The organism is Chryseobacterium sp. JK1 (assembly GCF_050632815.1).
In the GTDB taxonomy this organism is placed as follows: Bacteria; Bacteroidota; Bacteroidia; order Flavobacteriales; family Weeksellaceae; genus Chryseobacterium.
The window spans coordinates 1890072-1903397 of the sequence record NZ_JBODRU010000001.1; the positions used below are offsets into that span (position 1 = coordinate 1890072).

The following is a 13326-nucleotide window of genomic DNA, read 5'->3' on the forward strand; positions in this document are numbered from 1 at the left end:
TTTCTGTATCAATAACGTTTTATACTCTCTCAGCCTCTCTATTTCATGATCTTAAAAAATCACTTTAGATATTTTTTCTAAATGGCGACCCATTTTAAACTGATCTTCAAATGCAAGTAAGATTGCACTCATCGATTTCAAAAGTTCTTGATTTAATGAATCTATAGTAACAATATTCATTTCAATTGTTTTATCATTATTAGATTCAATATCAGTAAGCTTGTATATCTTTTATAGCTTTCTTTAAAATCATATTTTTTTATCAGTAGCAAGTTGACTATTGACAGTAATAAAAATTTGTTATTGAGATTCTGGCTTCCAATCATTGAAAATCCTTTTGTCCATCATCGCATGGAAACCATCTTTATCACAACCCTATTGCAGAGCAATATTCATACTCCAAAACAGGTAAAAGATTCACTTGTTATGACGGTCCGACCGCAAAATAACGATTATTTATAATATCTGAAAACTATTATCAGCACCTTTGCCTAGGAGTTTGAATATCCTAAAATGTGAACCCCCTTTTGAATATGTGCAGATTACATTCAAAAAACAAAAAAGCTGCCTCTCAAAAGAAGCAGCCCATAGATTATTGATCAATCTAACAATTATTTTTTAGCTTTTACATCGATTGCGATCTCGATATCTTTGCTGATCATCCATTCTGCAGGATCTGCTTCTGAAGTACCGAACTGGATTCCCCAGTCTGCTCTGTTCACTGTAAATTTAGCCTGAATTGCTGCTGAGTTTTCTGCAACTTCTACTTTAGCAGGGAAAGTAACGTTCATCGTTTTTCCTGATAATGTAAGGTTTCCGCTTACTGTTTTATTAGCTCCTGCTACTGCATCTTTCGGAGCCTCCTTTAAATCTGTAACGCTTGTGATTTTAAAATCTGAAGTTGGGTTTTTCGCTACATCAAAGAAGTCAGGATTTTTTAGGTGAGCTTCAAGATCTGCCGATTTTTTATCTTTTTCTGTTACGGAAGCCGGATCTACTTTGATAGAGTTCATATCAATAATAAAATTACCCGCAGCAATCTGACCTGCGTCTACGCTAAGGTCTCCTGATTTCACGGTAAGAGTTCCCCAACGAGGAGCCATTCCTCCTTTATGAAATGCTTTCCAGTTGACTACAGAACCTACTGTGTCTACTGCCAATACTTCTCCTTTGCTTTCTGCTACTTTCTGTTCCTGAGCTGTAGCTGCAGTATCTGCAGATTTGTCTTTATTACATGATGCTAAAAGCAATCCTACTCCTACTAATGCAATTACGCTAATTTTTTTCATATTGTTGAAATGTTTAAAAAGTTGATTGAAATTTTGTTGTTTTCGGGTACAAAAATAGAAAAAGCTTGTTCTCGGAACCTTAACATACATCAAGAAATAAAAATAATGTAAATAATAGGGAAATCACATTATTCATCTTTTTATTTTTTAAAGGCCCTATAACCTTGATTTTAGGGTAGTTTTCTATGGTTTGTCTTGTTTCGGAATACAATAAAATGTAATTTTGGTTCTTCAAAAAACGCAGATTTTAACTGAAATATGTCAAAAAAACTAATCTACCTGTTTGCTTTAGGCGCAATACAATGTCTTCATGCACAAACAAAAGCTGAAGAAGCTTTAAAAACATTCGAACAAAAATATCCTCAGGAAAAAATACATCTCTTATTAGATAAAAGCAGTTTTGTAGCGGGTGAAAACCTATGGTTCAAATCGTTTGTATTTGACGGTTACAATACCTCGTCCATTTCTACCTCATTATTTGTTGAGCTTTACGACAGTAATAAAAAACAAATCGGTAAAAATCTCATTCCGCTCCTTAATGGTGAAGGAAGCGGAAGCATCCTGCTGCCAGCGACTTTAAAAGAAGATGTTTACTACATCAGGGCATATACTTCCTGGATGGCGAATTTCAGTGAAGATTTTCAGCTTATCAAACCGATTACGGTGTATAATCCCACATCTTCTGAAAAACTCAGTGCCGCAACCACGACTCATTGGACAGCCTCTGTATATCCTGAGAGCGGAAATTTTATAGACGGTATTTCTACAAAACTCGCGGTAAGACTTCAGTCTAACGGTGCTGAACCTACTGATTGGGAAGGTTATGTAATAGACTCTGAAAATCCTGGTGAAAAGATTGCTGCCTTTAAAGGGTTGGATCAAAATATAGGGTTATTGACCATGACTCCCAAAAGCGGAAAGAAGTACCAGCTGGTCATTCAGGATAAGCAGGGCGAAAAGCAGAATATCCCTTTACCGGATGTTTCCCCATCGGGAATAAGCTTACAGGTCATCTCCGGTGCTGATGCTGTGAAATATACTCTGAAGTCGAAAAACCTGCCGCAGCATTCTCAACATTATAAAGTACTGGGAACCATCAATAATCAGTTGGTTTATAAGGCTCAGGTGAATAAGATTGCAGATGAAACTCAATATTCTATTCCTAACAATCAGCTTGTGAATGGAATTTTACAGCTTACGGTTTTTGATGATAACGAAAATATAGTAGCCAATAGATTGTCTTTTGTACAGCCACAGCTGTTGCAAGTGAAAAAACCGACATTGCAGTCTCTTTCGCTGGAAAATATACCCCGCGTAAGAAATTCATTTATCATTTCCAAAAATCCGGATTATTCCGGGTATACGGTGTTGGTTCTTGATGCGAATACAAAGAGTACCGAAGATAATCAAAGTCTGCTGAGTTCTTTATGGCTTACCGGTGACATCACTTCAAAGATCATTAATCCGGCTCAATATTTTACCAATAACCGCAATACGGAAGCTCTGGATGCGCTTTTAATTTCGGAGAGATGGAAACGTTTTGACTGGAAATCCATCATTTCAGGAAATTATCCAAAGATCAAATACCAGCCTGAAAGTTACCTTTCCTACAAAGGTAAAGTGAGTGTTCAGGGAAAACCTGCTCCCAATACAGATGTTAATTTAATTTTTGATTCCAGTTCGGGATCTAAAATTTTTCAGATTAAGTCTGATGCCAGTGGTTTTTTCGTCATGAATAATTTAATTTTTGAAGACTCTATGAAGTTTTCTTATCGATTAAACAGTGATACGAAAGACTCTAATACTAATTATTCTGTTTATTTCCAGCCTAATTTCGGTTTTATACCCTATACGAAGAGTCTACCTTTATCTTCATACAAGCTTACCCCGAGATCTCAGGATGATAAACCGTCTGAGGAGACTACCCGTTCTCTAACCAATTTGAATACGCAGAAAATCATCAATGAGAAAGTAATCAATATTGAAGAAGTAAAAATAAGAGGTGAAATAAAAAGTAAAACCAAAAAATTAAACAGCGAACTAAGCAGTGCTTTATTCAAAAGTGCGCGTGAAGATGTTTTTGATTTTGTAAATGATCCTAATGCGATCATTTCCACCAATATTCTGCAATGGTTGCAGGGAAGAGTGGCAGGGCTAAGGATAGAAACGCAGGGCGGTACTGCTACCCCTTATCTGCAAGGACAAAAAACAGAAGTTTATCTTGATGAGATGCCAGTATCTACCAGTCAGATTGCCAATATGTCGACCTCTGACATTGCGATGGTAAAAGTGATAAAAGGCTTCTTTGCAGGAGGTTTCGGAGGAGGTAACGGAGCCATCGCCGTTTATACCCGCCGAGGAGGAGGTTCTACAGGAAAAGTGATTGACAGAAGTCTGCCATCCCAATTAAGACAGATCACATTATCCGGCTACGACAAAGAAGTTCCTTTTGAAGGCCCAATCTATGGAAATGACAGTTTCAAAAAGATTCCACACGATACCAGAAGCGTTTTATTCTGGAATCCTAATCTTGAGGTGCAGCCCCAGGAACCTACATCGGTAGAGTTTTACAATAATGACGATGCAAAAAAATACCGCGTTATCATTATGGGACACGATAAAAATAATGAGGTCCCACTTTATTATAACGAAGTGCTTCCTTAATTTGGATATAAAAAAGACTGGTTACCATAGCAGTAACCAGTCTTTTTATGTATTGTAATTTATTATCTTCGTGATTAGTCACAGCCTTCATCGAAATCATAACCGTTTTTCTGGTGTTGTGAATTGCTTTCAAAAATTATTATCTTCGTGATTAGTCACAGCCTCAAAAAATAATCTACTGAAATTCAGTAGATTATTTTTATTTTTAGGATTTAAAATTTAGAATAATTCCAGCTGTTGAAAGGTTGGAGGAGGTTCTTCTCTATTCCTGGCAAAGAATATCTCAATATCTCCAAATTGTTTGTCGGTGATGCACATAATGGCCACCTTCCCGGCCTTTGGAAGCATGAATTTCACTCTTTTAATATGAACTTCAGCATTTTCACGACTGGGACAGTGACGTACATACATAGAAAACTGGAACAGATTAAAGCCATCATCAATAAGCCCCTTCCGAAAGCGGTTGGCATCTTTCATATTGGCTTTAGTCTCTGTCGGCAAATCATATAATACTAAAACCCACATAATTCTATATGCATTAAACCTTTCGGCATTCATATCAGTTCAGGATAAGAGATCAGGCGTTTTTCTCCTGTATAACATTTATACAGTGATGTAATAGTTGTTTTTACGGCAACCAGTAATGGTCTTGTTTTGTCGTCTATTTTTACATCTTTGGTGGCAATCTGTAAAATAAAAGCTTTAAATTCTTTAGTTAATTCTTCCGTTGCAGGATTAAGGGACAGCCATTGCATGACTAATAAGTCAACGAAAGGTCGATAAGGCTCCATCAGGTCATCAGCCAGGCAATAAGGGTTGTATTTATTCTTGTGGAAAATACCCAATACAGGGAGCAATCCGGTCTCAACAATTGCTCTTGCCACAATACTTCTGAGAACCGAATACCCAAAATTAAAAAACTGATTGGGAGAATCTCCAAAACGTTGCCTCAAAAAATCAAGACTAATGAGATATTTCCAGTAGTGTTGTGCCGCAATCCCTTCCATATTAGTAATATCTCCACTTTTTACGTTATTTTGATAATCCATCATCGGTTCGTAATAATTCCCCAACCTTTTTAAAACTTCTTTTTGATTTTCGATTTTACATTCCACAGTCTGTTTCCAAAGTTGCTTTTTCAGCGGTTCGCTTGCCTCTAGCTGATCTTTTACCCGATCAGAGTGTTCGGTATGACCATAAAGAGGAAGCATAATTCCATGGGGTAAATGTTGAGCATCACAGCTAATAACCACTACATTATTTCCCATCATTTTTTGAATAAGATTATGGGAAATGGTAATCTGATAATGGTCTAACATCAATAAGCCTAAGTCTTCCACCGGAATACTCCCCTTTTCCATTTTGGTTTCCGGACAAAGGATTTTCATTTGCTCGTCTTTAAGTTTAAGATAAGCAGAGTTACCGATATAGATGGAGCGGGTGATCATATTAGAAATTCCAATTTATTGTACCATCGATATGCATTTCAAAATCTTTGCCTTCTACCGCAAAATTCCACTGCCCTTGCGTAAGTCTTAAAAAAACCTGTTGTTTATCTATTGTAAAAGAATTTTCTTCTGAATAAAGTTTTCTCAATTCAGTGTCTATTCCTGCTGCCAAATGGTGTTTAAATTTTATCCTTCCATCTTTTTCAAACTGATACATTTTAAACATTCTGTTAGATAATTCTGCTTTTTCTAAATCTTTGAGTTCATGAATACTTTCTTTATAAAACAAGACTTTATCACCGCTTTTTAAAATAGAATGAAGAGGCAATTGTATTTTATTTTTTCCTTTGCCAGATTCAAAACTTGAAAACTCCGGCTCATTAAATAGATTTTGAATACTTTTCAATTTAAGTTCAGCTACATCTATAATAGAAAGAATCCTCATTGCTTTACCAGAATCATTTTTATAAAATAAACAATACGTATTTTCACCGTTAGTTGCTAATGTAGACTTTTTATATTCCTTATCTGAAACAAAACTGTGATTATGGACTTTAATTGCTGTTGCATATTTTAAGCCGTTTTCAAAACAGCGTATTGTTCTTATTTTATTGACTTTATTTCCTTTCTTATCAAACATGAAAATACCTTCTGTTAAAGCTGTTTTAAAGTCTGATTTTTCAACTTGTCTTTTAATTATTTTAAACAAATCCTTATCAACAATTACTCTTTCAATTTCTTCAAGATTTTTAAATCCTGGAGAATTAGCATCCTTTTTGTAAACCAATGGTTTTCTAACAGCTAAATAAATTTCATCTTTAAGAATCATTTTTTTATTCTCATCAAACAGAATCTTATTATCTCCATCTCTTACTGGCTGTTTGATGGCTCCATAAAAAGTTTCTCCGTGTAACTGTCCACGAATCGTATCACCTTTGGCAATTCGTTTTTTTCTATTTCCTGATTTATCTATATCATAAATTATTTTCCCTCTTTTTCTTATTGTTTTAGCTGTTTGAGTAATGGTTCGATTATCCGTAAGATTATTAATCAAAACCACATCTTTTAGTCCCAAAATATATTTTTCAGAAAAATTATTCCAGTCCATAGGAAGTTCGTGATACGTTTTACCGGTTCTGTTATCAATTTCATTCTGATAAGCCTTAATAATTCTTTCCCTATGAAAAGCATTTGGAATCAACGTCAGAATAGCAGCATCCTGAGCGTGATGGCTATGTACACTTCTGTCTTTTTTAGAATTCTTTGATTGTACTTTATAAACTTTCTTAAAAATATCCGTAACGCCACCTTTTTCAACAGAAACTCTTTTAAACAACGTTTTAAAATATGGCAAAGCGTACTTTGTAATAATCTGAGTATCTCTCAACTGATTATTTCTCCATCCTGCTTTATATTCTGTAATGGTAAAGGTTGCTAATTTAGATTTCAGATAATCCAAATCCATTTTCATAGTGTGATACTTTACAATACAAAAATCTTTATATTCTTTTGTACTTGCATAGGATGCCTTCTTTTTCCATTCATCAAATAGCTTTTCAAGCTCCTCAATCTTCTTCCAAGTAATTATTTTCTCAGTCTTACCTTTTAGTTCTTTATATTCTACTTTTCTTTCTCCAAAAAGAAATTCAATATTTCTGACTATCGGATTATAGCTTTCACCATTTATAACCTGTTCAATATCATAATTAACTAATTGTGTCGGGAACTTTCTCCCTTTTTGTAAGCGATTATAAGCAGAATCAGCAATAGTTAGATTTTTTAATTCGTTATCAAAACTGATACTTGCAGGAATTGTATGCTCAAAATCATACTTATTACCAATAATTAAATCAGAAAAAGAAATTGGCTTCCCTGTATAAAGGCAAATTTGATTTTGTTCGTACCATAACCTGATTTTACGGACTAATGTATCTTCATCGATAAGATTAACATTAGAAAATTGTTCACGATAAACTGCTAATTCTTTTCTATAAACAGCATTTTCTTTCTCCCTTTCCTTCTGCCAAATTTCAATTGCCTTTCTTTTATTTTTATCATTAAGCTCTCTGGCAATCTCAATCACTACTCTTGTCTCTTCATCTATCTTTCCTGTCTGTAGGAGGTAATTTACTAAATTTCTAAGTTTATGTAGAGACTTCAATGCCATCGGATTTTTAAACCCTTTGCTGAGTGGCTCTGGATTTCCTAATAATTTTATTTCCCGGCCTTCAAACTCTGCGTTAGGATTTCTTGTTAAGAAAACGCTTCTATTTTTTTCTTTTACATAATACTTTTTCTTTCCTAAAGAATATTCTAAATAGTTTTCCGCTTCTGCATAATTCTCCTGTTCAGACGGGTGCCAAAGATACTTCTTCATATCTTCTGAAACATGATAAGTATCTTTTATAAAATTGAATATCTTTTCATGAGTTCTTTCAGGCTGCACAAAAAGGTTCTTTTTATCCAAAAGTGATTTCTTTAGAAATTCAAGATATTTTGCTGAAACATAATCAATGATATTAACTTTAGTTTGTTCATCAAGTTTATCCCAACTTTCTTGTCCGTAATTGTTAATTGTACTTGTCAAAACAAGTTTTCTTTCAGTACTATCCAAATCTCGGTCATCAGTAATATAATAACGGTTTTCATCGTTAACCATTTCTGATATCAAACTATTGACAATTGCTGTATTTTTTCTGTTTACTAAATCCTGATTTAAAATCTTATAAATTTCTTCAGAAAAATGATTAATCAGTGTCTCCGAAATTTCATTCTCTCCAAGCATTTTGTACAGATTAGCCATGTACACAGCGTGGCTGTACAAGAAACCCTTTTGTAAATGAGGAAGAATTTTTTTAATTGCAGAAAGGCTTAAGGTTGCAAAGCCTTGTTGTAATTTGATTTTAGAAAACTTACTTGCTTTTTCTTCATCCAAATTCAATTTCTCTAAAGCAAATTTCTTAAGATTTTCTTGTCCGTCAAAAGTCATTAGGACATGCCAAACATCTTCAAAAGTATATTCAGTACTGATTTTTTTAACAGGTTGTGAACTTCTATCTCCATTAATATCCCATTTTAATATGTTTTTCCAGTTCTCGCCAAAAATATCCTGAAATTGTTTAAGTAATTTCACAGACAGAACCTTAGTTTTTTCGTGATGTCTTGATGTCCTTTTGGCGCCATCTTTCTTAAGCTGTTTATCAATATCAATTAGTTCAAAATCTGGTTTTGACTTGTAAAATAATGGATAAATTTTGGACTGAATATATTCCTGTTTATCTTCATTTAAAGGAGGAATAATATTTAAGTTATTAATAAAAACCCAGGTTCTATATTCCTCATAAAAAGGATGACTTACCGCTACCCTTTTTTTTCCTTTTTCATAAATACAGTTTCCAATTAAGCCTTTCTGTGTTCTTAAAGGGCGTTGCCAGATTATGGCCTTCCAGAGTTTAGAATAGTCATCTTTAGACATTCCGTGTAGATCACAAATCCATTTTAATTCTGCTTCACTATCTTTTCTAAGATTATACCTTTGTCTTATTCTTCCTCCGAAATCTTTTTGAAAATGATATAATGCAGCTCCTAAAGTTTTATACTTATCTAGATATCCCTCAATATCATTTCTTCCTTTTGTTCCGTTTTTATCACTTCCGGTTAACATCGTCTTAGCTTCTTCCTCATCTCTTCCTTTAAAACCTCTTCTTTGAACAAGCTGATAAAAAACTCTTCCTAAAATTTGAGGATTATTTGTAAATACATTTTTATATTGTGGATTGCCTGCTAAGGCTCTGAAAATATAATAACTCTCACTTTTGTCTTTTCCAAACAAGTGAAAATCCGGCAGACCATCACCATCAAAATCAAACCTTATCCAATTCAGGAATTCTTCGGATTGCGGGTATTCTCTTTTCTTATCTTTTCTGTATGTTTTCCAGTTATTAAAATCTTCGATAGATAAAGGGCACATATTTCTTTCAATGAGAAATTGCAAAATTCCAAACTTTCTGTATTTTTCAGCCTGATAATTTCTTCTTTTGCCTCTGCTTTCAGTTCTTTTCTGAACTTTAGGAAATTCATTTCCTTTTTCTGAAGCAACGCCTTTCTCAAAAGTAATCACTCCAAAATCTTCTATCTGATTTCCTTCTAAACCTGTATTTCTAATTGCCCATCCAGAACTGTTACTGCCAAGATCAACTCCTAATATTTTACTCATGATGATTAGTTTTGATATTTTATAAAAATAAATAGAAAAATAATAAAATTTATACGGTTTCCCATAAAACCAGTTTTAAAAAAAATTCTATATTTGTATTAATAATTTTGAAAAGCAATTCACAATAAGGCTAAAAGCCGAAGAAAATCTTTAATCCTGCGTACTCCGTGGGATTTTTATTTTACTAGATAATTAAAAAGCAATTCACAATAAGGATTATTCCGTTGTGAAAACATTCAAGGCGGGGCAACTCGCCTTTTTTCGTTTTAAAATCCTATTTTAGCGAGCCGAAAAACAGAACAATGACGACCGTAGCATTTATACAGAAGCAACTTAATATCTCTGAGAAGAGCATCAACAATACTTTACAATTATTAGCAGAAGACTGCACCATCCCATTCATTGCCCGTTACCGAAAAGACAAAACAGGAAATCTGGATGAAATACAGATTGAGCAGATCGCTAAAATCAGTAAGCAGTTTGAAGAGATTGTTAAAAGAAAAGAATCAATTCTAAAATCTATAGAAGAACAGAACTCCTTAACTCCTGAACTTCAACAAAGAATTGAAGAAAGTTTTGATCTTCAGGAACTGGAAGATTTATACCTGCCTTTCAAAAAACGTAAAAAAACCAAAGCGGATACAGCAAAAGAAAAGGGTCTTGAACCATTGGCAAAGATCATTATGAGCCAGAAGAGTAACGACCTTCAGTTTTTGGCATCCAAATATCTGAACAGCGAAGTTGCGACTGAAGAAGAAGCTTTGCAGGGCGCCAGAGATATTATGGCAGAATGGATCAACGAGAACATGTACGTCCGTAAAAATCTCCGAAGAATATTTCAGCGTAAAGCCCTAGTAACCTCTAAGGTTGTAAAAGCTAAAAAAGAGGAAGAAGAGGCACAAAAGTTCTCTCAGTATTTTGAATGGGAAGAAAACCTCAGCAGAACTCCATCTCACAGACTGCTCGCTATGTTGAGAGCAGAAGCGGAGGGTTTTGTAAAAACAAATGTTGGAATAGATAAGGAGGAAGCTATTGACTTCATAGAGAAAGCCATTATAAAATCCAATAACGAAAGTTCTGACCAAATTGCACTGGCCATCAAAGACAGTTATAAAAGACTTCTAGAACCGGCTATTTCTAATGAAGCGCTACAGGAAGCCAAAGAAAAAGCAGATCAGAAAGCGATTGAGATTTTTTCTGAGAACTTAGGCCAATTACTGTTAGCACCACCTTTGGGAGAGAAAAGAATTTTAGCCATTGATCCCGGTTACCGAAGCGGCTGTAAAGTAGTCTGCCTCGACGAAAAAGGAGATCTTCTGCATAATGAAACCCTCTACCCTCACGCTCCACAGAATGAAAGCGGAATGGCGATGAAGAAAATCCGTTCTATGGTAAATGCTTATAATATTGAAGCCATTTCAATCGGAAACGGAACGGCAAGCCGCGAAACTGAGTTCTTCATTAAAAAAATCGCGTTTGACAAACCGCTGCAGGTTTTTGTGGTTTCCGAAGCCGGAGCATCCGTATATTCTGCCAGCAAAATTGCAAGAGAAGAGTTTCCAACGTATGATGTAACGGTGCGTGGCGCTGTTTCCATTGGAAGAAGACTTTCTGATCCGTTGGCTGAACTGGTGAAAATTGATCCAAAATCCATAGGAGTAGGACAATATCAGCATGATGTAGACCAAACGCAATTAAAAAACGAACTGGATTCTACGGTAATGAGATGTGTAAACTCCGTGGGAATCAATTTAAATACGGCCAGCAAATCTCTGTTGAGCTATGTTTCCGGAATCGGGGAGAAAATGGCAGAAAATATTGTTAATTACCGTGCAGAAAATGGAGCTTTTGAAGACCGAAAACAATTGAAAAAGGTTCCAAGACTTGGTGAAAAAGCTTTTCAGCAGGCAGCGGCTTTTGTGAGAATCTCCAATGCCAAAAACCCGTTGGACAATTCTGCAGTACATCCGGAAGCCTACGGAATTGTAGAAAAAATGGCTAAGGACCTGGGAATTAAACCCAACGAACTTATTGCCAATAAAGAGAAAATCGCTTTAGTAAAACCGGAAAGCTACATCACTGGAGAAATAGGAATTCTGGGAGTCAAAGATATTTTAAAAGAGCTCGAAAAACCGGGACTTGACCCTAGAAAAGCAGCCAAAGTTTTTGAGTTTGATCCGAATGTAAAAAGCATTAAAGATCTAAAAGCAGGTATGATTCTCCCAGGGATTGTCAATAATATTACAGCTTTCGGATGTTTTGTTGATCTGGGCATCAAAGAAAGCGGGCTGGTTCATATTTCTCAGCTTAAAGATGGATTTGTGTCTGATGTAAATGAAGTGGTAAAACTTCATCAGCACGTTCGCGTGAAAGTAACAGAAGTAGATGAAGCCAGAAAAAGAGTTCAGCTGAGTATGATCCTGTAAATTTGCTTTTACTTTCTTAAAAACAATTAAAACATCACATTTTGAAATATAAAAATCTAATTTTCGACCTGGACGGAACTTTATGGGACTCCCGCGCGACCATCATCGGTATATGGAACGAAGTGCTTCAAAAGCATCAGTTGATTGAAAGAAAGCTAAAACCAGAAGATATGGATTCGTACATGGGACTTTTAGCCAAAGACATTATAAAAGATATCGTACCCGGTATTTCTGATCTGCAGGCCGAAGAAGTTCTTGCTGAAATTGTAAGCCATGAAAACAAAGTTCTCGGTATACTTGGCGGAATTCTATATGAAGGCGTGGAAGACACGTTAAAATACCTGGCGCAAGATTACAGACTTTTCATTGTAAGCAACTGCCAGGATGGCTATATTGAATCATTTTTAGCCTACTATCAATTCGGCCGCCTTTTTGCTGACATTGAATCTCATGGCCGGACTCAAAAAACCAAGGCAGAAAATATAAAACTGATTATGGAAAGAAACCATATGTCCATTGAAGACAGTATCTATATTGGGGATACGCAGACAGATTACAGTGCTGCATCAGCCAATGGGTTACCATTTATCTTCTGTGAATATGGTTTTGGAAATCTGGAAAATCCTTTATATGAACCTTCGATTTTAAAGTTTGAGGACCTGCAGAAATATCTCACGACTATTGCAAAATAATGAAAATATCCGGGCTTACAGAAAAAAGACTCATTCACCGACCTACCCGATTCTTCGATGAATCCGGTACGAGGATTTATAATCAATTTGAATATGATTTCTCGTATAATCCGGTTCACAAAGACAGTGAAAGGGAAAGAGTTTTTGCCAAAATAATCGATATGCTTCCGTTTTTACTGGTCTTTTATTTTATTTTCCACCTGCCTTTCTTTGGAAGTTTTCTTATTTCTATTCCCTGTGTTATTATTTCAGGTCTATTTTGTGAATGGTATTTTGGAACAACTTTAGGAAAAAAGGTTTTTAGACTTGCCGTACTCGACGACAGCGGAAATTATCCGGGATTTATAAAATCTCTGCAAAGAAATGTGTTGTGCCTAATTAATTTCTTGCTATTTCTTATAGATTATCACCCTCCTATCAGTGATGCCTGGAAAGAAGAATCTTCTCAAACAAATTTCAGTATGAATTTCAACAATAAGTTCTGTAAAACTTATGTTATCAAGGAAGACAAAATAAAGGATGTAAAAGAACGCCTTCATCAAGGCAGCCATACACGATCATTTATCATAAAAAATGCGACTTAGTAGATAA

At 35.1% G+C, this 13326-nt stretch carries 8 protein-coding genes; 4 read left to right on the plus strand and 4 right to left on the minus strand.

The features are described 5' to 3' along the window. Positions 1-611: 611 nt before the first annotated feature. Positions 612-1289, minus strand: coding sequence for a YceI family protein (locus tag ACQ76T_RS08595; RefSeq protein WP_431342893.1), 678 nt, complete (start codon positions 1287-1289; stop codon positions 612-614). Between the two features lie 258 nt (positions 1290-1547). On the opposite strand from ACQ76T_RS08595, the gene ACQ76T_RS08600 reads away from it, so the two are divergent. Beyond that, positions 1548-3953 (plus strand): hypothetical protein, encoded by a 2406-nt coding sequence (locus ACQ76T_RS08600; RefSeq protein ID WP_431342894.1) that lies wholly within the window; start codon positions 1548-1550, stop codon positions 3951-3953. 219 nt (positions 3954-4172) lie between these two features. Here the strand turns inward: ACQ76T_RS08600 and cas2 are convergent, their stop codons facing one another. Genes cas2 through cas9 form a run of 3 tightly spaced genes read right to left on the minus strand, consistent with a single transcriptional unit; the run spans position 4173 to position 9617 of the window. Further along, a complete protein-coding gene (gene cas2 / locus ACQ76T_RS08605) occupies positions 4173-4511 on the minus strand; it encodes a CRISPR-associated endonuclease Cas2 (RefSeq protein ID WP_422692735.1) in 339 nt (112 codons plus the stop codon). Then, positions 4508-5401, minus strand: a complete 894-nt coding sequence (gene cas1, locus ACQ76T_RS08610; RefSeq protein ID WP_431342895.1) for a type II CRISPR-associated endonuclease Cas1 — start codon at positions 5399-5401, stop codon at positions 4508-4510. The genes cas2 and cas1 overlap by 4 nt, the downstream gene beginning before the upstream one ends. Position 5402: 1 nt before the next feature. Continuing rightward, positions 5403-9617, minus strand: coding sequence for a type II CRISPR RNA-guided endonuclease Cas9 (cas9, locus tag ACQ76T_RS08615; RefSeq protein ID WP_431342896.1), 4215 nt, complete (start codon positions 9615-9617; stop codon positions 5403-5405). A 302-nt stretch (positions 9618-9919) separates the two neighbouring features. Here cas9 and ACQ76T_RS08620 point away from each other — a divergent pair, with 302 nt between their 5' ends. From ACQ76T_RS08620 to ACQ76T_RS08630, 3 genes are read left to right on the plus strand one after another with little or no spacing between them, the layout of a single operon-like run. After that, entirely contained in the window at positions 9920-12043 is a 2124-nt protein-coding gene (locus ACQ76T_RS08620) for a Tex family protein (protein ID WP_431342897.1), read from the plus strand. 41 nt (positions 12044-12084) lie between these two features. After that, positions 12085-12735, plus strand: coding sequence for an HAD family hydrolase (locus ACQ76T_RS08625; protein ID WP_431342898.1), 651 nt, complete (start codon positions 12085-12087; stop codon positions 12733-12735). After that, positions 12735-13319, plus strand: a complete 585-nt coding sequence (locus ACQ76T_RS08630) for an RDD family protein (RefSeq protein ID WP_431342899.1) — start codon at positions 12735-12737, stop codon at positions 13317-13319. The genes ACQ76T_RS08625 and ACQ76T_RS08630 overlap by 1 nt, the downstream gene beginning before the upstream one ends. The last annotated feature ends 7 nt before the right edge of the window (positions 13320-13326 follow it).